The organism is Streptomyces sp. NPDC101166 (assembly GCF_044768125.1).
Classification (GTDB): Bacteria; Actinomycetota; Actinomycetes; order Streptomycetales; family Streptomycetaceae; genus Streptomyces.
The window spans coordinates 614,690-639,262 of sequence record NZ_JBIWPF010000001.1; the positions used below are offsets into that span (position 1 = coordinate 614,690).

21 protein-coding genes and 3 pseudogenes are annotated in these 24,573 nt (G+C 69.9%); 13 read left to right on the forward strand and 11 right to left on the reverse strand.

The features are described 5' to 3' along the window. Nucleotides 1-723 precede the first annotated feature (723 nt). Both ACIRS4_RS02645 and ACIRS4_RS02650 read left to right on the forward strand, forming a co-directional pair. Complete coding sequence (locus tag ACIRS4_RS02645; protein ID WP_404188877.1) at nt 724-1,188, forward strand: hypothetical protein; 465 nt, start codon at nt 724-726, stop codon at nt 1,186-1,188. 8 nt (nt 1,189-1,196) lie between these two features. Continuing rightward, nucleotides 1,197-1,577, forward strand: a complete 381-nt coding sequence (locus ACIRS4_RS02650; RefSeq protein WP_404188879.1) for an AQJ64_40280 family protein — start codon at nt 1,197-1,199, stop codon at nt 1,575-1,577. A 58-nt stretch (nt 1,578-1,635) separates the two neighbouring features. Here ACIRS4_RS02650 and ACIRS4_RS02655 read toward each other — a convergent pair. From ACIRS4_RS02655 to ACIRS4_RS02665, 3 genes and pseudogenes are all read right to left on the reverse strand, one after another. After that, nucleotides 1,636-2,343, reverse strand: a pseudogene (locus ACIRS4_RS02655) (IS5 family transposase); the annotation flags it as partial. After that, nucleotides 2,340-2,570, reverse strand: coding sequence for a hypothetical protein (locus tag ACIRS4_RS02660; protein WP_404188882.1), 231 nt, complete (start codon nt 2,568-2,570; stop codon nt 2,340-2,342). The gene ACIRS4_RS02660 and the pseudogene ACIRS4_RS02655, both read right to left, overlap by 4 nt. Nucleotides 2,571-2,623: 53 nt before the next feature. Then, nucleotides 2,624-3,712: an alcohol dehydrogenase catalytic domain-containing protein gene (locus ACIRS4_RS02665; protein WP_404188885.1), complete on the reverse strand. Its 1,089-nt coding sequence runs from the start codon at nt 3,710-3,712 to the stop codon at nt 2,624-2,626. 102 nt (nt 3,713-3,814) lie between these two features. Between ACIRS4_RS02665 and ACIRS4_RS02670 the strand changes: the two genes are divergently transcribed. After that, entirely contained in the window at nt 3,815-4,708 is an 894-nt protein-coding gene (locus ACIRS4_RS02670; protein WP_404188888.1) for a LysR family transcriptional regulator, read from the forward strand. Nucleotides 4,709-4,803: 95 nt separating this feature from the next. Here the strand turns inward: ACIRS4_RS02670 and ACIRS4_RS02675 are convergent, their stop codons facing one another. After that, nucleotides 4,804-5,841, reverse strand: a complete 1,038-nt coding sequence (locus ACIRS4_RS02675; RefSeq protein ID WP_404188890.1) for an amidohydrolase family protein — start codon at nt 5,839-5,841, stop codon at nt 4,804-4,806. Nucleotides 5,842-5,962: 121 nt separating this feature from the next. Between ACIRS4_RS02675 and ACIRS4_RS02680 the strand changes: the two genes are divergently transcribed. From ACIRS4_RS02680 to ACIRS4_RS02705, 6 genes and pseudogenes are all read left to right on the forward strand, one after another. Beyond that, nucleotides 5,963-6,721 carry a TetR/AcrR family transcriptional regulator gene (locus tag ACIRS4_RS02680; protein ID WP_404188892.1) on the forward strand — a complete coding sequence of 253 codons (759 nt, stop codon included), beginning with the start codon at nt 5,963-5,965 and terminating at the stop codon, nt 6,719-6,721. Between the two features lie 337 nt (nt 6,722-7,058). Beyond that, nucleotides 7,059-8,066, forward strand: a complete 1,008-nt coding sequence (locus ACIRS4_RS02685; RefSeq protein ID WP_404188894.1) for a hypothetical protein — start codon at nt 7,059-7,061, stop codon at nt 8,064-8,066. Beyond that, nucleotides 8,063-8,728 carry a hypothetical protein gene (locus ACIRS4_RS02690; RefSeq protein WP_404188897.1) on the forward strand — a complete coding sequence of 222 codons (666 nt, stop codon included), beginning with the start codon at nt 8,063-8,065 and terminating at the stop codon, nt 8,726-8,728. Before ACIRS4_RS02685 ends, ACIRS4_RS02690 begins: the two co-directional genes overlap by 4 nt. Before the next feature lie 318 nt (nt 8,729-9,046). Further along, nucleotides 9,047-9,688 carry a hypothetical protein gene (locus ACIRS4_RS02695; RefSeq protein WP_404188899.1) on the forward strand — a complete coding sequence of 214 codons (642 nt, stop codon included), beginning with the start codon at nt 9,047-9,049 and terminating at the stop codon, nt 9,686-9,688. Beyond that, nucleotides 9,688-10,014 carry a hypothetical protein gene (locus ACIRS4_RS02700; protein WP_404188901.1) on the forward strand — a complete coding sequence of 109 codons (327 nt, stop codon included), beginning with the start codon at nt 9,688-9,690 and terminating at the stop codon, nt 10,012-10,014. The genes ACIRS4_RS02695 and ACIRS4_RS02700 overlap by 1 nt, the downstream gene beginning before the upstream one ends. Before the next feature lie 346 nt (nt 10,015-10,360). Beyond that, nucleotides 10,361-11,030: pseudogene (locus ACIRS4_RS02705) on the forward strand (IS5 family transposase). On the opposite strand, the gene ACIRS4_RS02710 reads toward ACIRS4_RS02705, so the two are convergent. Further along, the gene (locus ACIRS4_RS02710; protein ID WP_404188904.1) at nt 11,022-11,396 is read right to left on the reverse strand and encodes a winged helix-turn-helix transcriptional regulator; all 375 of its coding nucleotides are present in this window, start codon (nt 11,394-11,396) and stop codon (nt 11,022-11,024) included. The pseudogene ACIRS4_RS02705 and the gene ACIRS4_RS02710 overlap by 9 nt on opposite strands. Before the next feature lie 74 nt (nt 11,397-11,470). Between ACIRS4_RS02710 and ACIRS4_RS02715 the strand changes: the two genes are divergently transcribed. Further along, nucleotides 11,471-12,154: an NADPH-dependent F420 reductase gene (locus ACIRS4_RS02715; protein WP_404188907.1), complete on the forward strand. Its 684-nt coding sequence runs from the start codon at nt 11,471-11,473 to the stop codon at nt 12,152-12,154. Nucleotides 12,155-12,202: 48 nt separating this feature from the next. Here ACIRS4_RS02715 and ACIRS4_RS02720 read toward each other — a convergent pair. From ACIRS4_RS02720 to ACIRS4_RS02740, 5 genes and pseudogenes are all read right to left on the reverse strand, one after another. Further along, nucleotides 12,203-12,472 (reverse strand): annotated as a pseudogene (locus ACIRS4_RS02720) (transposase family protein); the annotation flags it as partial. Between the two features lie 71 nt (nt 12,473-12,543). Continuing rightward, complete coding sequence (locus ACIRS4_RS02725; protein ID WP_404188910.1) at nt 12,544-12,687, reverse strand: hypothetical protein; 144 nt, start codon at nt 12,685-12,687, stop codon at nt 12,544-12,546. Between the two features lie 639 nt (nt 12,688-13,326). Further along, complete coding sequence (locus ACIRS4_RS02730) at nt 13,327-13,998, reverse strand: response regulator (RefSeq protein ID WP_404188913.1); 672 nt, start codon at nt 13,996-13,998, stop codon at nt 13,327-13,329. Continuing rightward, the gene (locus tag ACIRS4_RS02735; RefSeq protein ID WP_404188916.1) at nt 13,995-15,362 is read right to left on the reverse strand and encodes a sensor histidine kinase; all 1,368 of its coding nucleotides are present in this window, start codon (nt 15,360-15,362) and stop codon (nt 13,995-13,997) included. Before ACIRS4_RS02735 ends, ACIRS4_RS02730 begins: the two co-directional genes overlap by 4 nt. A gap of 128 nt (nt 15,363-15,490) precedes the next feature. Continuing rightward, nucleotides 15,491-17,638 carry an MMPL family transporter gene (locus ACIRS4_RS02740; RefSeq protein ID WP_404188918.1) on the reverse strand — a complete coding sequence of 716 codons (2,148 nt, stop codon included), beginning with the start codon at nt 17,636-17,638 and terminating at the stop codon, nt 15,491-15,493. A gap of 452 nt (nt 17,639-18,090) precedes the next feature. Here ACIRS4_RS02740 and ACIRS4_RS02745 point away from each other — a divergent pair, with 452 nt between their 5' ends. After that, a complete protein-coding gene (locus ACIRS4_RS02745; protein ID WP_404188921.1) occupies nt 18,091-18,432 on the forward strand; it encodes a sensor histidine kinase in 342 nt (113 codons plus the stop codon). 169 nt (nt 18,433-18,601) lie between these two features. On the opposite strand, the gene ACIRS4_RS02750 is transcribed toward ACIRS4_RS02745, so the two are convergent. Further along, the gene (locus ACIRS4_RS02750; protein WP_404189776.1) at nt 18,602-19,813 is read right to left on the reverse strand and encodes an MFS transporter; all 1,212 of its coding nucleotides are present in this window, start codon (nt 19,811-19,813) and stop codon (nt 18,602-18,604) included. Nucleotides 19,814-20,184: 371 nt separating this feature from the next. Between ACIRS4_RS02750 and ACIRS4_RS02755 the strand changes: the two genes are divergently transcribed. Together ACIRS4_RS02755 and ACIRS4_RS02760 are read left to right on the forward strand one after the other, a co-directional pair. Next, nucleotides 20,185-20,607 (forward strand): pyridoxamine 5'-phosphate oxidase family protein, encoded by a 423-nt coding sequence (locus ACIRS4_RS02755; RefSeq protein WP_404188924.1) that lies wholly within the window; start codon nt 20,185-20,187, stop codon nt 20,605-20,607. Between the two features lie 266 nt (nt 20,608-20,873). Next, nucleotides 20,874-24,572, forward strand: a complete 3,699-nt coding sequence (locus ACIRS4_RS02760; protein ID WP_404188926.1) for a nitrate reductase subunit alpha — start codon at nt 20,874-20,876, stop codon at nt 24,570-24,572. Nucleotide 24,573: the final 1 nt, after the last annotated feature.

The window sequence follows — 24,573 nt, forward strand, 5'->3', positions numbered from 1 at the left end:
CCTCCCGCTCGCCCGCGACTTCCGGCTCGACCTCGGCCGGCTCGCCGACACCGCCTGGACCTACGTCAGCGACTCCGCCTGGGAACCCATCGCCCCACCGGGCCGACCGGGCGGCACCAGCGGCATGGACACGGCGGCCGACGCGCCCGTCGAGCGCCTCGCCGCGCTCGCCCGCCACCGGCACGAGCACCGCTCGGCCACCGGCTCCCGCCTCACCGCCGTCGTACGCACGCAACTGCTGCCGACCGAGCCGCAGGCTCCTGGAGCGACCGGCCCCGCAGCGGAGGACCCCCCTGCGCACACAGCATTGGGCCGACCGGAGCCAGCTACAACGACCTCAGAAACGCCTCTAGCAAGCCAAGCGCAAACGCTCAGCCGCTGCCATCACCTCATCAGCCGTCGCCCCCGGGTGCTTGAGAGCCCAGTCGTAGGCGTACAGGTAGACAGTCTGCCAAGTTGCCTTCTGAGCTCGGAAGATGAGGCTTGTCGAAGGTCTCTGTCATCGCAGCAGGAAGGCACTTTCTGCGTGCACCCTACCCATTCGCGTCCCAAGCTCGTCGGGTCGACCGATGGCCACGGGGTGGTCAGCCACGCCGGATCCCGCTCGCTGGCCGTTCTCTCCAATGTCACCAGCCTGACCAGCGCCTTCACGGACGCACTGCGTCCACTGCGACCGCGTGGCACCGGGCACGACCCGGCCGGATCGCGGTAGATCTCGCGATCATGCTCGCCGACGGCGGCGAGGTGATAGCGGACCTGGCCCTGCTGCGCGACCAGGCCGAGGTTTTCGGCCCTGTCGCCTCCACTCCGACCGCCTGGCACCTGCTGGCCGGCATCGATTCGGCTGCACTCGCGCGCCTGCGCTCGGCCAGAGCCACCGCCCCGGATGTCGCCTGGCTGCAAGCCGCCGAGACCACGGCAGGGATACCCCCTGCCCGCGCGGGTGGACGCGACCTGCCCGGTCGTGTCCTTGACCTCGACGCCACCATGGTCACCTGCCACGCCGAGAAGGAGCAGGCAGGGCGACCTACAAGCGCGGCTTCGGCGGGAGTGTTCGGTCCGCGTTCGTCCCGGCTCACGCAACCTGAGCAAGCGCTGGGCAGTCCTACCGGATGCCGAGAGCGGTACAACGGTCTTGCCGATGTGCGGGCGTATGGGCAGAAAACAGGCATCCGAACGCTTGACTGAGGAGAGGGATGGCGAATCTGAACACCCAGTCGACCTGGATTGACGCACGTGAAAGACTGCCGCGGGACGGTGTACCGGTGGCAGCGGCGATCACGGGCCGGTACCCAGCTGACAGCGCTGAGTCCGAGAACGCGGTGGAGGAGGCGTTCTGGCTGGTAAGGCCGATGTACTTCACGACTCGGCACTTCAGTGAGGACGGAACGGAGCACAGGGACTGCTTCGTCGACTCTGACGGATATGTCCGTCTGCCCTACGGTCTTGCCGACGACGACACGGTGACTCACTGGGCTGAGCTGCCCACCCTGCCGGGCAGGACGACACACCTCGTTCTCGGGGAAGACGTGCAGCCGGCGCTCCAGGATGCGTGGCGTGCTCGCCCTGTCACCTGACACACATCCTGTTTCGGGCATTTACTGATCATTTCAGGATGAAGTTCGGATTCGTCGTGAACTGATGCAGCCAGGCGAAGGTGCGCTCTACCAACCAAGGCACCTTCCCCAGCCCGGAACCGTGTGCGACGCCGCGTCGGGCGATCAGCGGTTTGATGCCACGCTTCCACAGCAGGCGACGGCACTTGTCGAAGTCGTGGCCGCGGTCGGCGTACGGACGCCGGGGCTTGCGGCGCGGGCGCCCATGCAGACTCCGGATCGGCCGGACGACGTCCAGTAGGGGCAGCAGCTGGGTGACGTCGTGGCGGTTGCCGCCGGTGAGCGTAACGGCGAGCGGGGTCCCGTGGCGGTCGACGATGAGGTGGTGCTTGGAGCCGGGGCGGGCGCGGTCGACGGGCGAGGGACCGACGTGGTCCCCCTTTGAGAGCCCGGACGCGCGAGCCGTCGACGGCGCAGTCGTCCAGGTCCAGCGAGTCCGTGCGGCGCAGTTCGGTCAGCAGGGCGGAGTGCAGGCGTGGCCAGACGCCGGCCTCGGTCCAGTCCCGCAGCCGACGCCAGGCCGTGACTCCGGAGCAGCCTACGGTCTCGGCCGGCACGTCGTGCCAGGCAACGCCGGTCCGCAACACGTACATGATTCCGGCGAGGGCTGCTCTGTCCGGAACGCGCAGTCGTCCGGAGCGGGTGGCAGCAGCGGCGCCACCCGCTCCCACAGGTCGTCCGGAACAAGATCCGGCCAAGATCGCCGAGCGCAAGGCCAGCGACTCAACTCATTCTGAAACGATCAGTTGGGCCCGGCAACGCCGCTGCCAACACCGCCGCCGTTCGCGCGATGGTCGCCTCGCGTTCGAAGCGGGCGCGGGTGTGCGGGGCCGTGCGGTCGGGCCGGTTCACCTTCACGGCGACCGGTTCCCCCGCGACCGAGTAGGCGAGGTACACCTCCCCCATCCCGCCCGCGCCGAGCCGCCGCTCGTTCGCGAGAAACAGCAGCAGCATGGCGGCGTGAGGGCGGTGACGTGGCGCTGACATGTGGGGATCAGTCGGTCTTGTCAGCGAGCCGGTGGGGTGAGGGTTGTGCGGTCGAACGGGCCACCATGTGAGGCGGCGTACGTGACGGCCTCGTTGATGGCGTTGAGGCCGAACGACCGGACCCGTTCGGTGGCGAGGTCCAGAGTGCCCGAGGCGAGGAGCCGGATGATGCCGACGTTCGCTGTACGCGGGTACATCCACTGGCCGCGCACGGTGATCGAGTTGCGCATGATCCATGGGTACGGGAGGGCGAGGTCGTCGCCGCCGAGCATGCCGACGCCGCCCATGAGAACGACGCGGCCGTATTCGCGCACGGTCATGGCTGCCGTGCGCGCTGCCGAGCTGGGTGCGCTCGGGGGTAGCAGGTCGATCACCATGTCGATCGGGCCGTCGGCCGCCGCGGACATCGCCGCGCGGTCGCCGGCCTCGTCCCCGGTGAGCGGAACCGGGCGCACGAGCGGACCGAACCGGTCGGCGAGGAGGTCGAGCGCGGCCTGGTTGCGGCCTGGGGCGACCACGCGGCCCGCCCCCATGGCAAGCGCCACCGCGACCGCACTGCTGCCGAGGTTGCCGGTGGCCCCGCTGACGAGCAGCGTCTCACCGGCTGCGAGCCCTCCGGCCAGCAGCCCGCCGTAAGGGATGACGTGCACACCGAGCGCGGCCCAGCGGGCCGGGTCGTCCCCCGCCACCGCGGGGAGCGGGAAGACGTTTTCCGTCGGGACCCGCATGAGCTCGGCGAACGACCCGTCGTGCAGGTACCGGGCGAGGCGCGCGCCGCCCTCGCCGCGGGAACTCCAGCCCTGGAGCGTGATGTCGGGCGTCAGGGCGTCATCCCGCGAGCGCACCGTCGAGTCGCACCACACCAGGTCGCCGGGGCGCAGCCGGGTGGCGTCGGGGCCCACCTGGACGACCCGTCCCACGCCGCCGGTCCCGGGCACGACGGGAGGGACCAGGGGGTAGTTCCGCTCGCCGCTGAAGACCTCAGCCGCGTAGGGCGCCACGCCGGCGGCGAGGACCTCGACCACCACCTCGCCGCCGCTGGCCTCGGGGTCGGGAACCTCCCGCACCGTGAGCGGGGCACCGAACTGCGTCAGAACTGCTGCTCGCACCTGATGACCTCCGAGTTCGTCCGTGTTCATCGGGATCGACACTAGGAACCCGGCGGGCATGCGGGAAGCGACGATCAAGCATCTGTAGTATGCGTATCTCGCATGGACATCTCCAGCACAGGCCTACGGGTCCTGCGGCAGATCGCCGAATCCGGCAGCTTCACCGCGGCAGCCACCCGGCTCGGCTACACACAGTCGGCGGTCTCACGCCAGGCCGCCGCCCTCGAACGAAGCGCGGGCACCGCCCTGTTCGAACGCCGCCCTGACGGAGTGCGGCTCACCCCCGCGGGTCTGACTCTGCTGCGCCACGCTCGCACGATCCTGGACTGTCTGACGACGGCCGAGCGCGACCTCACCGGCACCGTCCCGCGTACCGAACTGGTGCGGCTAGGACTGTTCCTGAGCGCGGGCGCGGCCATCCTGCCTCTCTCACTCACCCGCCTCGCGGCGACCGACCCGCAGATCACGGTCACGACTACCGAAGGCACCACGCCCTCCCTGGTCCGGGCACTGCGCGCGGGCTCGATCGACCTTGCCGTGCTGACGTCCCGCCCGCCCCACCGGCCTTTGGACGGCGAGTCGCCGCGCCTGCACGTCGAGACCGTCATGGACACCGAACTTGTCGTGGCGGTGCCTTCGACCGGAGAGTTCGCCGGTCGCACCGCGGTGCACGTCGACGAATTGATCGACGTCCCGTGGATTGCCGCCCCGGCGTCGAACGCCGAGCCACTCCTCGGCGTCTGGCCCGGCCTGCCCGGACGGCCGGACATCGTCCACTGCGCGCGCGACTGGCTGACGAAGCTTCAGCTGGTCGCCGGTGGCTTCGGGGTGACAACGGTGCCCTCGCGGCTCTCGCCGGTGCTGCCGCCCAGGGTGAGCCTGCTGCACGTCGAAGGCGCACCTCCCGAGATCCGACGGGTTCTCGTGGCGCGGCTCCCCGGCCGCCCCACCCCGGCGATCACGGCCGTCACCCGAGCAATTGCCTCGACCACCTGATACGTGCCGTCGGCCGTGAGATTCGGTGCCGTAGCCCGCCGAGGGCGCGCACCATAACGTGTGCTGGATCCCGCCTGCGAGCGAGGGGTGGTCCGTCAGACCGTCAAGCGCTTGGCGCGGGCGGTGAGGCGTTCCCAGTTGCGGTGGCCGATGTCGGCCTTCTGCTCGTCGGTGAACGGCGAGTTCTCCAGGAAGGAGCGGGCTTCACCGTTGCTGGTGTCGACGTAGGGGAAGCCGCCGGGGCGGAAGCCGTAGGTGAAGGGGTAGTCGGTGGAGTACAGCATCCGGTCGGTACCCATCACTTCGGCGGTCCAGCGCAGGTAACGGGGGCTGTTGGTGCCGCTCCCGGCGACCCAGAAGTTGTTCTTGAAGTAGTCCGCCAGGGGCTGGTGCAGGCGGCCTGCCTCGCCGAAGAAGCCGGTGTGGTCGAGGTAGAACATCACGACCTCGCCCCAGTGCCCGGCGATCACCTGCAGCTCGGGGAACCGGTCGAAGACCCCTGAGAAGATCATGCGCAGGTATTGGACGCCGAGGTCGTAGTACCAGCCGAGCCCGGCGCCGGCCAGCACTGGGCCCATGGGCTCGGGGAGATCGGAGTAGTAGGCGTCGACGACGGGCTGGACCGGTGTCTGCGGGTGGAAGTGCAGCGGCACGGCGAGGCGCTCGGCCACCGCGTACAGCTCGTCGTTGTCCGGGTGGTCGGCCAGCTTGTCCCCGGTACGCCCGTACAACATGGCCCCGGGAAAGCCCAGCTCGCACACGGCGCGCTCAAGCTCGGCCGCGGCCGCGGCCGGCGACTGGGTGGGAATCGCGGCGAACGCCTGGAAGCGGTCGGGCCGGGAGGCGACGATCTCGGCGAGCTGGTCATTGGCCTCGCGCGCCACCGCCACGGCGTCGGTCCCCGGCAGGTCCTGCACACCCGGAGACGACAGGGACAACACGGCGACATCGATTCCCTGATCGTCCATGTGCGCCAGCCGCCGCTCACCGACGTCGTGCAGGTTCTTCGCGATCGGACTGTCCCCGAAGCCCCGCGAGAAAATCTGCGGCGATCCGGCCCGCTGGTACGCCTCGTAGACGGCCGGTACGACGATGGTCTCTTCCACCCCGATGATCCGCAGACGGTCGGACACGACAGCTCCCCTCACTGTTTCCATTGAAACTACACTCGCGATACCGATGATATCAACGATGGAAGCGTGAGGTTGATATCAGCGATATCGCCTCAGCTTCGAGGTCGCTATCGTTGCTTCCATGCCTGCTGAACCGACCCTCACCCAGCGCGCCGCGGAGCCCGGCGCCACCGCGCGAGAGCAGACGCGCCGCCGGATCATCGACGCTGCGACGGGCCTGCTGGAGAGCGGGGGTCGCGACGCGGTCACCACGCGGGCAGTCGCCGACGCCGCCGGACTGCAGCCGCCGGCTCTCTACCGGCTGTTCGGCGACAAGAAGGGGCTGCTGGACGCGGTGGCCGAGCACGGCTTCACCCGGTTCCTGGCAGCGAAGCAGCAGATCGAGCGCACACCGCAGGACCCGGTCAGGGAACTGCGCGACGGCTGGGACACCGTGGTCGAGTTCGGACTGACCAACCCCGCGCTGTACGCACTGATGTACGGCGAACCCGCCCGGTCCACGACCGGGTCCCGGATCGGCCTCGAACACCTCATGGACCGCATTCGCCGCATCGCCGGCGCGGGGCTCCTGCGCGTGGAAGAGGGACTCGCGGCCCAGATCGTCCACGCCACCGCCGTCGGCGCCGTCCTGACATGGCTGTCCATCCCCGAGCCTGAGCGAGACACCGCGCTCCTTGTCGCCCTGCGCGAATCGATGATCACCACCATCACCACCCAGGAACCGGCTGTGGAGGAACCAGGGCCGGGCGGTGCTGCCCGTGCCCTGCACGCAGCACTGCCCGGCCAGAAGGCCCTGAGCCAGGCCGAACAGCAACTTCTGACGGAATGGCTCCAGCGACTGTCCGCACACCCGGCCCCACGCCCGGCGTCAAGTCCATGATCATCGGCTTGGCGGCAACCGCTGTTCCCCAACGATGCCAAGCACAGCCTGATTGCACCTCGCCGCAGCCACCCGTGCGGAACCGATTGACCCGATTCTTTAACCCTATCGAAGGGTCGCATGGCGGGTTGTCCCTGCTCGGGGCTGCTTAGTGCGACCGAGGTTTTTACTTGGCGGATGAGTGCAGTACTTGGCGGATCTTGCTTCCGTAACGCTGTGTTGTTGAAACTTAGTGTTTGCGTCGGCCCTTGAACGTTGCAGCTAGCCCGTGCCTACCCAACTCGGCCCACACCGCCCCGGCTCTTGAGGTTCCTGAGCTGGGCGTTAGCCTCAGCGGATGATTCCTGAGCCGCCGCCGAAGGTCATCACGCGTCTCCGCGACGGGCGGATCCACGCCTACGTCGTGGGCGCCGGCGTCTACGGGACGCTGGAGTCAGCAGCGATTTTCCAGCCGAGGGATGGCGAGGAGGTCGTAGCGTCGGCGGTCCGGCAGGATTTGGAGCGGGTCGTGTACACCACGCTGAACGGCGTCGTCTGCCTCACGCGCGCCGGCGACCTCGTGTGGGCCTCGGACTTCGAACCGCACTCTGCCGTACGCAATGGCCACCGGCCCGGCTGTGCGCTGTCTCTGGACGGCCGGACGGTGTGGGTCTACCGACCGGACGCGATGGCGGGACGCGGGGGCGGGGACCAGTGGGTCGTGCACGACGCCGACAGCGGTGTGGTTGTCGCTCGCCGGGAACTGGAGACGGTCGGGCACGGCGCCTTCCACCACCTGCATCCCGTGGACGGCAGCATCTACATCGACATCGGTGAGGGCCAGGACGGCTCCGTCATTCTCAGGGGCACGGGCGGGGCGGACAGCGAGCCGGAGTTCGTGACCTACCCGTGGCAGGACCGCTGCCTGATCGACCTGGCTCCGTCCGGGCACCAGTTCATGACCGTGGACCACGGGCAGGCGGACGTCGCCTTCCACGACCACCCCAACGGGGACGTGCTCTTCACCCTCCCCGTCGAAGCCTTCGGGTACGACCCGGAGGATTCCTTCGTGGAATGGAGCGGCGGCTACCTGACCGAGGACACGGCCATCGTCACCCTGGGCGGTGAGAGTCAGGACGAGGAGGAGTGGTTCCGTCACCACCTGGTCGACGTACGCACGGGCACCCTCAGCGGCGAGTTCACTGTCGAGGCGAGCAACCCGTACGAGCTGGCGCCCCTGGGCGACGGTTCCTGGCTCACCGGCGGCCCCGGCGGCGACCCCGTCCGTTGGTCCAGCGCTCCGCAGCCGTCGGCACCGCCGCACCCGGCCGCACCAACCTCTCCATACGAGAGGCAGCAACCGTGACGGTAGACCCCCGAGTGCCGCTGATTCCTCAGGCGCCTGAAGGCTTGAGTCGGCGAGCTCGGTACTTCGTCGAGGGACACGGGCTGCGTGTTCCACACCGCGACCTCAAGCCCTTGCGGGAGGTATGGCTCAAGCAAGGGATTCCGGATGCCGAGATCGACCGGGCTGTCGCCTTCCAAGAGCGGTGGGGCGGTCTAGCCCTGCCCCCGGCCCCCGAATACGAGGGCGGCCCGCGCGTTCTGGAAGCCGATGCCCCCGAGGGATCGGCCGCGAACGGATGGCGGTTCCCGGCCGGCGGCTGTCGCGTCTCCATGGCCCACGGGTTCATGATCGGGCCAGGAGGTGAGTTCGGGATCGATGCTGACCACTGGACGCCGCTGCACGCCAGCACAGAGGGATGGGTGGAAGCCCTGGCACTGGCCAGCCACGCGGGCTACTGGGCCAAGACCATCACGAAGATCAAAGGCAGCGCTGTCGAGGACCTGAACCTCGACGGATTCGAGCCGGTACCCGAAGTCCAGGGACTCGCTGACACCTGGTGGCGGGGCAAGGACTCGCTCATCGCCATCTACCGCGGCGAAGCCTCAGGCTTCAGCGCCCCCCACTGCCTGAGGGCCCATATCTACGGCGGGCTCGATGCATGGGGTCTGGCCGGCAACTGACTCCCGAAGGCCGAGCCCTCGGTCCCGCCGCTGAGCGTTTGGGTTGCCACAGGGGCCAAATTACAGCGCTAAGTCACGGTTGTGATCATTTCCGAAGATCGGGCCTTGTCGCCATGCGGGTGGTGATGCTCTGGGTGAGTGAGCGAGGTAGCCAGGGCCAGGATCCGGTCGAACTCGAGTCGGCTCGACGAGCTCGTCGAGGGGTACAGCGGGGATGCTGCATTTCGGGATGAACTCGATCTCTCGGATGGCTGGATCTGTCGGTGGAGTTCGACGTGGCGGGTGGGTGCCGGGGAAGTCTGCTGGCCGGTCCGCGACATGGCTCATGTTCCGGTGCTGTCGTCGCGGCCGATGCGGGGGTTCACATGGCGGGCGAAGCAGCGGCACCGACCCGGCCTGGAGGTGATGGCGTCCACGAGCAGGGGGCACGGCTTCGAGTCGCTGGAGGAAGTGCGGCTGCTGGTCGCGCTGGACTTCGTGGGGGCGTCGGAAGTGCTGTCGCAGCCGTTCCGGTTGGACTTTGCGCACAAGGGCGGGTCGTCCTGGCACATCCCGGACTACTTGGCCGCGATCGGCGGCGGGATGTGGCTGCTGGACGTCCGCCCGGTGGGACTGATCAAGAACGAGGACGCGCTGAAGTTCGCGGCCGCCAGGGAGATGGCGGCTGCTTGCGGCTGGCAGTACTCGGTGGTCGCGGGCTGGCGCCCACACGTCTGGAGCGTCCTTGACCACTTGTCGTCGCGTCGTCGGCCGGTGAGGGATCTGTTGGGCATGCGGGACCAGCTGCTGACGATCATCGGCGGCCGGGAAGGCAGCGTGATGACGTTCTCCGCGCTGGCGAACGCGACCAGCGTGCCTGCCTTCGGCCGGGCCAACATCGTCCGGCTGCTCTGGCAGCGCGAGCTCGGAGTTGATCTGGGCAGTCCCTTGCGTGACAACTCGCTGATCTGGGGGGTGTGATGGCGGCGCGGGCGTTTCTGCAGATCGCGCCGGGCAGGCGGGTCGCGCTCAACGGCGTCGAGTGGACGGTCGAGGAGGTCCACGGCCAGCTCGGCCGGCTCGTGCTCCTCGATGGTGGCGGCAACGCTGAGACCCGCTCGTTCCGCTGGCTCATCAACCACGCCGACCTGCGGCTCCTGCCGGCGGCCGAAGTGCCGGGGCGGCCGGCGCCGGTCTCGCGGCAGCCGAGGACACTGGCCGACCTGACCGATGACCAGCTGGAGCGGGCCCGGCTGAGGGCCGCACACGCCAGACAGTTGGTCGCCACCATGAGTCACGCACCGTGACCAAGATGGATCCCGGTCCGCCAACTATCGCCCTCAAGATCCGCCAACCAGCCCCCTCCACCTGTCGGCGACCTGCGCCGAAGGGGGCATCAAACGCCAACTACGATCCTCGGTCACAGCTTAGACAGCGGATCAGGATACGCCGGGCGGGGACGTGGCTCCTGCGGACGACGAGGGCACGTTCGGGCCGGAGGGGCGGGTCGGTGCGGGCCAGGGGGCCAAGAAGGGGCAGTCCGGTCAGATGAACGCCCTGCCTGCTGCTCGGGTTGGGACGGTTGGCGCAGGCGCGGCAGTACGTCTCCGAGGTGGTTGGATCACTCCCGGACCGTTCATCTGGGGGCGCGGGGTGGCTCGGCCGAAGCCGTGGGAAGTCGACGACGAGCTGTGGGCGGTGATCGAGCCGCCACTTCCCAAGGTTGAGCGGCGGACACGGCATCCGGGACGCAAGCGGCATCCGGACCGTCTGGTGTTCCAGGGCATCCTGCTCGTACTGCACACCGGGATCTCCTGGGAGCACCTGCCGCAGGAACTGGGCTTCGGATCGGGCATGACGTGCTGGCGCCGCCTGGCTGTTGACCGGGCAGGGCGGGCAGGGCGGGCAGCAAGCATCACCTGATCACTGACGTCAGCGGCATACCGCTCGCCGCCACCTTGACCGGCGGCAACCGCAACGATGTCACCCAGTTGATCCCACTCCTCCAAGCCGTGCCGCCGGTACGGGGCAAGCGCGGCCGGCCCCGGCGCCGCCCGGACGTGGTCCTGGGCGACCGCGGCTACGACCACGACAAGTACCGCCGCCTGGTCTGGGACCTCGGCGTGAAGCCGCTGATCGCCCGCCGCGGCACCGAGCACGGTTCGGGCCTGGGCGCCCAACGCTGGGTCATGGAGCGCGCGTTCGCCCATCTGCACTGGTTCCGCCGCCTGCGGATCCGCTGGGAGATCCGCGACGACATCCACGACGCCTTCCTCACCCTGGATGCGCACTCATCTGCTGGCGGCGTCTGCGATCACTCTGAGGAGGACTGGATGGTGGCATTGCAGTCGGCTTCCTGGGCGGCCATGAGCTCATCGCCATGCTCGAAGGCCCATGCTCCGACAGCTTCGATGGGTGCCAGCAAGGTTCGCCCCAGGGAAGTGAGTTGATACTCAACGCGCGGTCGTGCCCCGGGGTATGCCTGCCGGTCCACCAATCCGTTGGACTGCAAGCGTCGCAGCGTCTGGGTGAGGACCTTGGAGCTGATTCCCCCGATCTGTGGGCGTAGTTCGACCGGGCGTCTGGGACCGTCGCGCAGTGCCCAGAGCACGACGGCGTTCCAGGTGTTGGACAGGAGGTCGAAAGCCAGGCGGGCACGGCAGTCGGCGAGGAAGGCGTCGGTCGTCACGTACCAAATGGTGCCCGACGGGCGCTCTAGCGTCGTTGCGATCGGTCCAAGCAGGTCCTGGGAGGGAATGCGTGATGAGAATCGGCGTACTGGGCACGGGCAACATGGCGGACGCGCTCGCCACCCACTGGGTGCGGGCCGGGCACGACGTGGTCGTCGGAGGGCGGGACGTGCACAAGGCGGAGCGGCTCGCGACACGCCTCGGGAGCAGGGCGAAGCCTGCCAGTCTGCGTGCGGCGGCCGAGTTTGGTCAGGTGGTGCTGGCCGCGCTGCCCTTCGGCGCGGGGACGAGCGTGGTGCGGGAACTGCGGGCGGTCCTGGACGGCAAGGTGCTGATCGACTGTTCCAATCCTGTCGGTCCGGGCTTCCAGCTACTGACACAGAGCGGCCTTTCGGCCGCACAGCAACTTGCCGCGGCGGCCCCGGGAACTCATGTGGTCAAGGCGTTCAATCTCTGCCATGAGGACGTGTGGCGCATGACGCCGCCCATCTTCGACGGCCGGCCACTGGCAGTTCCGGTCTGCGGAGACGACGAAACGGCCCTCACGCTCGTACACCAGTTGGTGCGGTATGTCGGCTGCGAACCCGTGGCGGGCGGCGGCCTCGAACGAGCCGGACTCCTGGAAGCGACCGCCGCGCTCTTCATCGGGCTCTGGGTCAGCGAGGGAGCCGATGCCCAAGCAATCGCACCCCCGCTGGCCTATGCCGCCGGACCGGGACAGGAGGAGTCAGAAGAGACCGCGAGGGCTTTGCGATAGGAGCTCTTAGGGCTTGCCGGGAATCAACACGTTGATTCCCGGCAAGCCCTTAGACTGCTCGGCCACCGTGTGATTGCGGGTGGGCACCAGGGTTCCGTCCACGATGAGCACGGAGTCCTTCGCGAACCGCTTGCGTGGCTGAAGGGCGAGCTTGGGCCCGAGGTGGTCGGTGATCCTTTCGGCCGCCGACTTGGAGATGCCGAAGAGCGGGGCGAGCTGTCGCAGCGTCAAGTTCGTTCGTCAGTATGTCGCGACGAGAAAACTTACCGAAGCAGCGCGCCCGCGCGCTGACGGGCTCAGCCCGGTGAACGGGACTATCCAGACACCTCAGGGGTCCAACTCGTCAAGTGGCAGCGGATTTCGGGTGGTTCAGTCGAACATGACGGTGGTCAGATGCTGAAGAATGCGGCCAGGAGGGTGTCGGTCCGGAGTTGGAGTTCGGGACTTTCAGCCCCCGCGACACGGATGGACATCACCTCGCTGCCGACGGAATGGGCCAGGCTGACCTCCAGCGTGGTGATCACACCACCCAAACCAAGATCATCCCATCGTAAGCAACGTGACCGCGCGCACATCGAGCCAGACTTGTTGGATGGAGACGAACGCCCCGTGGTCGCTGGCAAGTGCCTGGGACTGGATGGAGGAATGCGCGCGGTCCGATGACGCCGCGGTGCGAGGAACCGACTCGTGGGCTCCCCCTGTCGCAGAGGAGTTGGTGCTGGCCGCCAGGGCAAGCGCGTTGAGCCAGTGGTATCCGTTCACCAGCCACAACTATCTTCGGTTCGAGGACAGCCCGGCATTCTGGATGCCGGGCGCACAAGACGTGAACGAGCTGGCGGGGTCCATCTCCTTCGACACGAGTGGGTCGAGGGGCCGTCCCGCCCTTCCGAGTCTGGAGCGGCCTCCTGCTCCGGAAGCCCGACCCCGTACTCGTACTCGCCACTCCCAGCGCTGTCGATGCCGTAGACGCGCTGGTGGGGCTATTACCGGCTCACGGCGCGGAGAGCCGACCGTAGCGGCATCTTCTCGCACAGGGATTTGCGGGACAGCCCTAAGCCTCATCTTCCCAGTTCAGAAGGCACTTTCACCTTTCCGCTCAAGACTTCGGACACCGCCGTGAGCGAAACGCGCAGACTGGTGAGCCTGGACCGTCCCGAAGGCGCTGTCCGAACTCAGGCAGTTCCAGGTATCACAAGCCCCGACTCGTACGCCACGATCACCAGCTGTGCCCGGTCCCGCGCCCCCAACTTGCCCATGATCCGGCTGACATGGGTCTTCGCGGTCAGCGGGCTGAGTCCCAACGCGTCGGCGATCTCGGAGTTGTTGAGACCGCGCGCGACCAGCGCGAGCACCTGCCGTTCCCGTTCGGACAGCCCGCTCGGCCCGCCCAGCGCGAATGTCGTCGCGGTGTTCGGCGCGCGCAGAAAGCGGGCGATCAGCCGCGAGGTGGGACCGGGCGAGAGGAGGGACTCCCCCGCGGCCACCGTCCGGATGGCGTCGAGGAGTTCGGCCGGCCTGATGTCCTTCACGAGGAAGCCGGACGCCCCGGCCCGCAGTGCCTCGACGATGTGCTCGTCGGTCTCGTACGTCGTCAGGACGAGCACCTTCACCCCCGCGAGATCCTCGTCGGCGGCGATGAGCCGGGTCGCCTCGATCCCGTCGAGGTCGGGCATGCGGATGTCCATCACGATGAGATCGGCCCGCGCCGACCGGGCCAGTTCCACGGCCTCCCGCCCGGTGCCCGCCTCGGCGACGACCTCCATGTCGCCCGCCGAGGAGACGAGCATCGCGAAGGAGGCCCGTACGAGGTTCTGGTCGTCGGCCAGCAGCACGCGGATGGTCATCGAACTTCGTCCTCCCGGGACAGCGGCAGTGTGGCGGTCACCTCGAAGCCCTCGGCGGGCCCCGGACCGGCGTCCAGTGTGCCGCCCACGCTTCGGGCCCGCTCCCGCATTCCGACGAGCCCGAACCCCGGCGTGCCGTCGGACGGGCCCGCCCCGCCGCCCGGGCCGGCGTCCCCGCCCGTCCCGTCGTCCCTGACACGCACCCGCAGTGCGCCGTCGGCGGTCCACAGACCCACCCGCACGGTGAGGTCCTCGCGGCCGCCGTGACGTACGGCGTTGGTGAGCGCCTCCTGCACGATCCGGTACGCGGCGGCGCCCACGGAGGGCGGGACGCCGTCCGCGCGGACGGACAGTTCGACCTTGGCCCCGGCCACCCGGCCGGTCTCCGCGAGACCGGCCAGTCCGTCGATCCCGGGCAGCGGCCCCCGCATGCCCTCGGCCCCGGACACGGAACCGGCCCCCGCTCCCGGATCCGCGCCCGCGCCCGCTCCCACGGCCGTGTCCTGCGCCCGCAGCACCTCCAGCGTCGTACGCAGTTCCCCCCGGGCGGTCCGGCAGGTCCCCGCGATGTCGTCCAGTGCCTGGGCGACGGCCTTGCGGTCGAGGCGCTCGGGGTCGGCGGTGAGGACATGGGCCGCCACGGACGTCTGCACGCCGATGAGCGTGATGCTGTGGGCGAGCAGGTCGTGCAGGTCACGGGCCATCCGCAGCCGTTCCTCGGCGACGCGGCGCCTGGCCTCCTCCTCCCGGGTGCGTTCGGCCCGTTCGGCCCGCTCGACGATGGAGGCGACGTACAAGCGGTAGTAGCGGACGGCGATACCGACGACCAGGACCGCGATGATCCAGCCGGAGATCTCCAGGGAGTCCAGCGCCTCGTCCTGGTCGGTGATGCCGTTGCTGATCACTGTCGAGCCGAGGACGGCGACACCGGTGAGCAGCGTGCGGCGTACGGCACCGGTCGCCGCGACGCTGTAGAGCGCCAGGACGATCGCGGGGGCGGGCAGGGCGGGGTTGTAGTCGAAGGCGTAGTACGGAGCCATGCAGGCCACCACCCCGAGCAGGGCCGCCACCGGACGGCGGCGCCGCCATGCGAGAGGCACGTACCCGGCGAGCAGCAGCATCCAGCTGAGATGCCCGGGCCGGGTCCCTTCGCCGCCGCCCATCAGGGGGGTGATGGCTACGGCGAGCACGGCGAGGCCCAGCGCGAGGACCGCGTCGTTGCGGGTGCGGTGCGGTGCGGTCAGCGGTTCGCGGTTGATGGCGGACATGATGCGCTCGACGCGACGGGACCGCCCGCCGCCACCGGCCGCCGTCTCCGCCGTCGACCGTTCGCGTACCCCTGTGGTCGTTCCCCGTTCTTCCACGGCTCCATCTTCCGGTACTCGTGCGGGAATCCGGGCGCCTCTCCGAAAGAAGAGGCGCCCGGGCGGGCCCGCCGGATCAAGGTGCTCGATCAGCGTGCTGGGTCAGAGCGTTCGATCGAGGCCTTCGATCAGCGTGCTCCGGGTGCTCTGACGGTTTCCGGCTGCCGGGGCGGCTCGGTCGGTCCGCCCGGTCCGCTCGCCCAGGCCGGTTCGGCCGGCGCGGGCTCCCGTGAGAGCACTCCCGGCCACCACACCTTCCGGCCCAGGGCGACGCTGGCACTGGTCACCAGATACGTCCGTACGAGGAAGGTGTCGAGCAGGACGCCGACGGCGATCACGAAGCCGAGCTGGACCAGCTGCACCAGACCCATGTTCGTCAGCACGGCGAAGGTCGCGGCGAGGACGAGTCCGGCGGAGGCGATGACGCCGCCGGTGGTGCGCAGTGCGGTGAGTGCCGCCGTGGCCGGTTCCGCTCCCGCCAGGGACTCCTCTCTCATCCGGTGCATGAGGAAGATGCCGTAGTCGACGCCGAGGGCGACCAGGAACACGAAGGACAGCAGTCCGAGCCCCGGATCGGTGCCCTTGAGGCCGAGGAGCGGTTCGAAGACCAGTCCGCCGATCCCGAGGGAGGCGCCCCACACCGCGACGACCGCGACCACCAGGAGCAGCGGTGCGACCAGACTCCGCAGCAGCCCGATCAGGATGAGCATCACGCAGACGAGGACGAGCGGTACGACGATCTTCGTGTCCCGGGCGTTGGTGTCTTCCAGGTCGATCTGCTGGGCGCTGTCCCCGCCGACGTAGGAGCCCTTCAGTTTCTCCCGCAGGGACTTGATGGTGGCGGTCTCCCCCGCCGACTGGGGTGCGCTCTTCGCGAAGACGGAGATCTCGGTCCAGCCGTCTCCCGTACGCCCCTTCTCCGCGCTGCCGACGCCCGGTGTGTCGCGGACGGTCGCGAGGGTCTCGTCGGCGCGCCCCTGCGGGGTGATCACGTCGATGGGCTGGCTGCCGCTGTCGGGAAAGGACTCGGCGAGGGTCTCCATCGCGACGACGGACTCCGGCTTCTTGACGAAGGAGTCCTCTTGTTTGAGCGATCCCGGCAGGTTGAATGAGCCGAGGGCGAGGGCGCCGAGCAGTACGGCACCGCTCGCGAGTACGGTCAGCGGCCTGCGTCCGGCAGAGCTGCCCATCGCCGAGAACAGGCTCCGCCGCTGCTTGGGCGTGCTCCCGAAGGCGGGCACGAGCGGCCAGAACACACGCCGTCCGACCAGTACGAGGATGGCGGGGAGCAGGGTCAGCATCGCGATCAGCGCGCACAGCACCCCGACGGTGCCGAGCGGGCCCATGCCCCGGCTGCTGTTGAGGTCGGCGGCGAGCAGGCACAGCAGTCCGGCGGCGACGGTGCCGGAGGAGGCGAGCACGGCGGGCCCGCAGCCGCGCAGGGCGGCGACCATGGCCTCGTACGGTCGCTCGATGCGCCGCAGCTCCTCCCGGTAGCGCGCGACGAGCAGCAGCGCGTAGTCCGTGCCCGCCCCGAACACGAGGATCGTCATCACACCCGAACTCTGCCCCGTGACGGTCGTGCCGAAGGCCTGGTTGAGACCGTAGGAGACACCCATCGACATGTAGTCGGCGATCCCGGCGACGACAAGGGGCACGAGCCACAGCACGGGGCTGCGGTAGATCAGGATCAGCAATATGGCGACGACGGCGACGGTGGTGTAGAGCAGCGGTCCGCCGAGCGAGTCGTAGACCGCGCCGGAGTCGGTGCCCAGCGCGCCGGTGCCGCCCACGTCGACGCTCAACCCGCCTTCGTCCTGGGCGACTTCGCGGACGTCGGTAACGAGCTTGTCCTGCTTCTCCTCGTCCGCCCCGGGCTCGTTGCTGGCGATCGGGTACATCAGGGTCGTGCCGTCCTTGGACGGAATCCCCTGGGGAGCACCGCCGATCAGCTCGTGCTGCCGGGTGATCTCCGCGACCTGCCCGGCCGCGGTCTTCCGGTCGGCGGCGCTGAGCCCGCCGTCCCGGTGGTAGACGAGCACCATCTCGGTGGTCTCGCCACCGGGCATCTTCTCCTCGATCTTCGCCACTTGCGTCGAGTCCGCGCTCGCCGGCAGATAGTCGGTGACCTTGTCGTGCTGCACGCTGCCGAGCTTCGCGGCGAACGGCCCGACGAGCGCGATCACGGCGATCCACAGCCCGAGCACCGCCCATGGAACGGCTCGCCCGCGTCCCGGCCTCAGCCTCGTCGTAGCGGTTGTCTCTCCGGCCCTCATTGACCGATCTCCCTCCGGGTGGCGTCTGCTTCGGTCCCCAGACTTCCGTTGAGAACCACGGCTTTCGTCGGGCGGGAGGGCGAGGTGAGGCGTACTGCCTGGGGCGACGGCGGGTGTGGATTACTCCCTGGGGAGTAGTGGCGTGCCGCCCCGGATGGGGCGCGGGGCTGAGCGATACGGGCGTCCTGGAGGAGGATGGCCTCGCGGCCGGCGGGGGCCAGGTGGGGCGTCGGCGACTCTCGCGGGCCGGAGGGTGTAGGGCAACAGAACAGGGCTCGGCGGATCACCGCCCCCTGATCACCCGGACCGTCCTCCAAGGCGACCTGGGCACCGACCGGACGGCCGGGGCCCCGGTGAGCGACGGCGGAGTGGAGGGATGTGGGCGCCGCCGCCCGCGTACAGGGTCGAGACCGGTACCGAACCGCTGGACCGAGACCGACCGGGCCGCCGCCGTGCTCGGTTTCACCCCCGCCCTGCGCATGACGGGACTGCTGGACACCGTCGTGCCCGCCGGTCACTGCGAGCATGTGCCGGCCGTGGTGCGCGAGACGCTCTCCAACGCCGCACGGCACGCGCACGCCACCGCCGTCGAGGTCACCGTCGAGACCGACAGCCGCCGGCTTCGGCTGCGCGTCGCCGACGACGGGACCGGGATCGACTCCGCCGTCACTCGCCGCAGCGGCCTGGACAACCTCCGCCGACGCGCCGCCGACCTGGACGGCAGCCTCACCGTCACACCGAACGAACCCGCCGGCACCGTCGTCGGATGGACCGTGCCCCTTCCCGCACAGTGAACCGATCACCGGCGTTCGAGCGCGGCCGCCCGAGCCCCACTCGGCCATGCCCGTGATGTGCGGACGCCGCGTACCCCCGTTCGCGTGGAGCGGGGGTACGCGGCTGGCGGGAGCCTGAGGTGCGGGCGTTCGGCGGGCGGGCCTGGCAGGGCGGCCTGTCCGCTCGTCCTTACGCAGTGGTGCCCGCGGTGCGGTGCTCGCGCCGTCCGCCGGCGCCCGGCTCGGGCCCGCCGCCTCCGGCTGCGGCGCGGACCGAGGTGAGGGTGTAGGCCAGCGCTGTGGCGGCCACGATCGCGAGGAGGGCGAGACCGGCCGCGTACGTGCCGTACTCGCCGTAGAGGGAGCCCATGACCAGCGGGGGCAGGAAGCCGCCCAGTCCGCCGGCGGCGCCGACCACTCCGGTGACGGAGCCGACCCGGTCGGCCGGGGTCAGGAGCGCCACCAGGGCGAAGGTCGCTCCGCTGCCCGCGCCGAGCGCGGCGGCCATGGCGAGGAAGGCGACGGCGCCCACCGGAGCCAGCGGCGGGGTGAACGACTGCGCCGCCGCTCCGGCCACGACCACGGTCAGCGCGCCGGCCAGCACCCGGGCCGGGCCCAGCCGGTCCGACAGCCAGCCGCCGATCGGGCGCATCGCCACCGCGAGGAGCACGAACCCTGCCATCCGGTTCGCGGCGTCGGCCTGGGTCAGGCCGTAGCCGGTCTTGAGGTAGGTGGGCAGGTAGACGGAGAAGGCGACGTAGCCGCCGAACGCCACCGCGTAGAGCGCGGACGCCTGCCAGGTGACGCTCAGGCGGGCGGTGGCGGCCAGTCGGCGTCCCAGCGGTTCGGTCGGCACGGTGCGGCCGGGCGCGTCGCGCAGCAGCAGCGCCGCGGCCACGGCGTACACGGCCAGCACCGCGGCGGTGATCAGGAACGGAGTCGCCATGCCGTCGGCGTCGACCAGCTTGACGGTGGTCAGGGCGCTGACGGCGGTGCCGCCCATGCCGGCGCCGAAGACGCCGATGGCCAGGCCGCGCCGCTCCGGCGGGAACCAGGCGTTGACGAAGGGCACCCCGACGGCGAACGCGGTGCCGCCGATGCCGAGGAAGAACCCTCCGATCAGCAGCGCGGCGAGGGAGGAGTGCCCGGCCAGCCCGAGGTGGAGCACCGGAACGACGGTGAGCGCCGACACGATCGGGAACATGACCCGGCCGCCGAACCGGTCGGTCAGCGCGCCCACCGGGACACGTCCCAGGGAGCCGACCACGACGGGCACCGCCACCAGCAGGGACTGCTCGAACGACGACAGGTCGAGGCTGTCCTTGAACCGGGGCCCCAGGGGGCTCAGCAGCGCCCACGCCCAGAAGTTCACGGCGAAACCGATCGTGGCCAGGGCCAGCATCAGCCACGCCCGGCCGGACACCTCGGCGCCCGACGGTGATCTGCCACTCTTCGACCTCAACGGCTGGACCATGGTGTCCGTCCCTTTCCTCTGCGTGGTGGTACGACGCCACCGGGATCGCACGCCACCGACAGGCCTCTTGCCTGCCTGACGGCATCCCGTGACCACTGTCCGCATCCGGTCTCGCCGACGGCATGGGCCATCAGTCCCTGCCGGCGGTCGGACAGGCCCCCTTTCGTCCCGGGCCCCCGTGGTCGTGCCCCCGGATCGGCCCCGCGGCTCCTCCGCGACAACTGCGGTCCCTGTGCCGCCGCCTGGATGGGGGCCGGTCGGCCCTACCCCGGGCAGCGCCCGCAGGGGACACTGGACCGATGTTCGAGACAGACGGCTTTCGCGCGCTCGACCGGCAGGAATGCCTGCGCATGCTGGCTCAGGCGCCGGTCGGCCGCGTGGTGTACACCCGGCAGGCGCTGCCCGCGGTCCTGCCCGTCAACTTCTCCCTGGACCCTGACGGGTCCGTCGTGCTGTGCACGTCGCCGGCCTCGGACCTCGTGCGCGCCATAGACGGCGTCGTGGTCGCCTTCGAGGCGGACGAGTTCGATGCGGCGACCCGGGCCGGGTGGAGCGTGGTCGTCACCGGACGGGCCACCGTGGTGACCGATCCCGCCGAACACGAGCGGCTGTCGCAGACGGGCCCCGGCTCCTGGATGCCGTTGCGGGACGCGGTGTTCGTACGGATCGAGTCCGCGATGGTCACCGGACGCGAGCTCAACGGGGCGCTCGCCACGCCGTGAGGCGCACCCGGCGGGTGCGTACGGCTTCTGTCTCCCGCCACGCGGGCGAGAACGCGCGCCGGCGGCCCGGAGCCGCTCCTCGGGCCCGCCACCGACCGCGTGACCCCCGTCGATCAATGGCGGCCCGCACCGCAGGCCGCACCGGCTCCCCGGCCGACCGGCCCCGACCGGCCCCGACCGGCCCCGACCGCAGGGACCATCGGCCCTCCTTCAGGGACCGCCGGCCCCCGGTGGGGAACGTGGTGCGCCGCATAGCGTTCCGGGCCATGGAGAGCGATCAGAACGCACGGCAGCGGGAGTCGCGAGCCGGCGAAGGCTGGCCCCTGGCCGCCCGCCGGCTGCTGACCCGCAGTGAGGTGTCGGCCGACGGGCGTGCCGTGTTCGGTGAGGCCGGCGGCAAGTGGGAGGGCTTCTACCGGGACCGGTGGTCGCACGACAAAGTGGTGCGCTCCACGCACGGTGTGAACTGCACCGGTTCCTGCTCGTGGATGGTGTACGTCAAGGACGGCATCATCACCTGGGAGCACCAGGCCACCGACTACCCGTCGATCGGCGCGGACTGCCCCGAGTACGAGCCGCGCGGCTGCCCGCGCGGCGCGTCGTTCTCCTGGTACACCTACTCCCCCAGCCGGGTCCGCTACCCGTACGTGCGGGGCGAGTTGCTGAAGCTGTGGCGCGAGGCCCGTGAGCGGCTCGGTGATCCGGTGGCGGCCTGGGCCGAGATCACCTCCGATCCGGCGAAGGCCCGCGCCTACAAACGGGCCCGGGGCAAGGGCGGCCTGGTGCGCGCCGACTGGGACGAGGTGAGCGAGCTGGTCGCCGCCGCCCAGGTCCACACCGTCAGGACGTACGGTCCCGACCGCGTCGCCGGCTTCTCCCCGATCCCGGCGATGTCGATGGCGTCCTTCGCGGCCGGCGCCCGCTACCACTCGCTGATCGGCGGCACCCTGCTGTCGTTCTACGACTGGTACGCCGACCTGCCGATCGCCTCACCGCAGGTCTTCGGGGACCAGACCGACGTGCCGGAGGCGGCGGACTGGTGGAACGCGGGCTATCTGATCATGTGGGGCTCGAACATCCCGGTGACCCGCACCCCGGACGCGCACTTCCTCACCGAGACCCGCTACAACGGCACGAAGGTGGTCGCGGTCAGTCCCGACTACGCCGACAACGTCAAGCACGCCGACGAATGGCTGGCCCCGCACCCCGGCACGGACGGCGCGCTCGCGATGGCCATGGGGCACGTCGTCCTGCGCGAGTTCCTCGTCGATCGCGAAGTCCCTTACTTCCAGGACTACATGCGCAAGTTCACCGACGCGCCGTTCCTGGTGACGCTGCGCGAGCACGAGCGGGGTCTCGTCCCGGACGGTTTCCTGACCGCCGCGGATCTCGGGCACGACACGGAGAACGCCGAGTCCAAGACGGTTCTCCTGGACAGGGCCACGGGTGAACCCGTGGTCCCGGGCGGCTCGCTCGGCTTCCGGTGGGGGGAAGCCGAGCGAGGCCGCTGGAACCTCGAACTCGGCGACGTCGAACCCGAGCTGAGCCTGCTGGAGTCGGCCGAGGACACGGTGGAGATCGCTCTGCCCCGGTTCGACGAGGGCGCCACCGAAGGCGGCGCGACCATGCTGCGGGGCGTGCCGGTCCGCGCGATCGGCGGCCGCCTGGTCACCACCGTTTTCGACCTGATGCTCGCCCAGTACGGCGTCGCGCGCCCCGGCCTGCCGGGCAGCTGGCCCGCCTCGTACGAGGATGCCGCCGAGCCGTACACGCCCGCCTGGCAGGAGACGATCACCTCCGTCCCGGCCGGGCAGGCGGCGCGGATCGCCCGGGAGTTCGCCCGCAACGCCGAGCGGACCGAGGGCCGTTCGATGATCGCTCTCGGGGCCGGCACCAACCACTGGTTCCACTCGGACACCATCTACCGCGCCTTTCTGGCGCTGACGACGATGACCGGCTGTCAGGGCGTCAACGGCGGTGGCTGGGCGCACTACGTCGGGCAGGAGAAGGTCCGCCCGGTCACCGGGCAGCAGCACCTGTCGTTCGCCTTCGACTGGCAGCGGCCCACCCGTCACATGGCGGGCACGTCGTACTGGTATCTGAACTCCGACCAGTGGCGCTACGAGGCCTTCGGGCCCGAGGAGTTGGCTTCCCCGCTGGGGCAAGGGCGGTTCACGGGCAAGGGGTTCGCCGACTGTCTGGCGCAGGCCGTGCGGCTCGGCTGGACGCCCGGTCATCCCGGCTTCGACCGCAACCCGCTCGACCTGACGGACGAAGCGGCCCGGGCCGGCCGGCCCGTCGCGGAGCACATCGTCGAGGAACTGAAGTCGGGGCGGCTGCGGTTCGCCGTCGAGGACCCCGACGACCCGGCCAACTTCCCGCGCGTGCTGACCGTGTGGCGGGCGAACCTGCTGGGCTCCTCCGGCAAGGGCAGCGAGTACTTCCTGCGCCATCTGCTGGGCACGGACGCGGCCGTCCGCTCCGAGGAGACCCCGCCCGAGCGGCGCCCGAAGGAGGTGGTGTGGCGGGACGAGGCCCCCGAGGGCAAGCTCGACCTGCTCGTCACCATGGACTTCCGCATGACCTCCACCGGCCTGCTCTCCGACGTCGTCCTGCCCGCCGCGACCTGGTACGAGAAGGACGACCTGTCCAGCACGGACATGCACCCCTTCGTGCACGCGTTCACCCCGGCCATCGCCCCGCCCTGGCAGGCCCGCACCGACTACGACACCTTCCTCACCATCGCCGACCGGTTCAGCGAACTGGCCGCCGAGCACCTCGGCGCCCGCACCGACGTCCTGGCGGTGCCGCTGCTGCACGACACACCGGACGAACTCGCCCAGCCGGGAGGGGTGGTACGGGACTGGAGGGCCGGCGAGTGTGAACCGGTCCCCGGGCGGACCATGCCGAAGCTGGTGGTCGTCGAACGGGACTACGCGGCGATCGGCCAGAAGATGCGTGCCGTCGGTCCACTGCTGGACACTCTCGGGACCACCACCAAGGGCGTCACCGTCCATCCCGACCGGGAGATCGACGAGTTGCGGCACCGCAACGGCGTCGTCAGGGACGGAGTCGCCGCCGGGCGGCCCTCGCTCGCCACCGCCTCGGACATGTGCGAGGCCATCCTCGCTCTGTCCGGCACCACCAACGGCCGTCTGGCGACCGAGGGCTTCCGCGAACTCGAGCGGCTGACCGGCAGTGCGGGGCTGGTGGAGCTAGCCGCCGAACGCGAGGCCGAGCGGATCACCTTCGCCGACACCCGCGTTCAGCCCCGGTCGGTGATGACCTCCTACGAGTGGTCCGGAAGCGAGACCGGCGGACGCCGCTACTCCCCGTTCGTCATCAACACCGAGCACAAGAAGCCCTGGCACACCCTCACCGGACGCCAGCACTTCTTCGTCCAGCACGACTGGATCGCCGAACTGGGCGAACAACTCCCCGTCTACCGGCCTCCGTTGAACACGCCCCGACACTACGGTGACGAGCAGCTGCGTGACGACGGCCGGGCGGAGGTCACGGTCCGCTATCTGACCCCGCACTCGAAGTGGTCCATCCACTCCAACTACCAGGACAACAAATACATGCTCGACCTGTCCCGCGGCGGTCCCACGATCTGGATGTCGGTGGAGGACGCGGTCAGGATCGGCGTCAAGGACAACGAGTGGATCGAGGCGTACAACCGCAACGGCGTCGTCGCCGCCCGGGCCGTGGTCACCCACCGCATGCCCGAGGGCACGGTGTACATGTACCACGCCCAGGACCGCACCGTGAACGTACCGAGGACCGAGGTCAGCGGCAGGCGCGGCGGCATCCACAACTCGCTCACCAGGCTGCTGCTGAAGCCCACCCATCTCGCGGGCGGGTACGCCCAGTTCACCTACGCCTTCAACTACTACGGCCCGACCGGCAACCAGCGCGACGAGGTCACCGTCATCCGCCGTCGCTCGCAGGATGTGGAGTACTGAC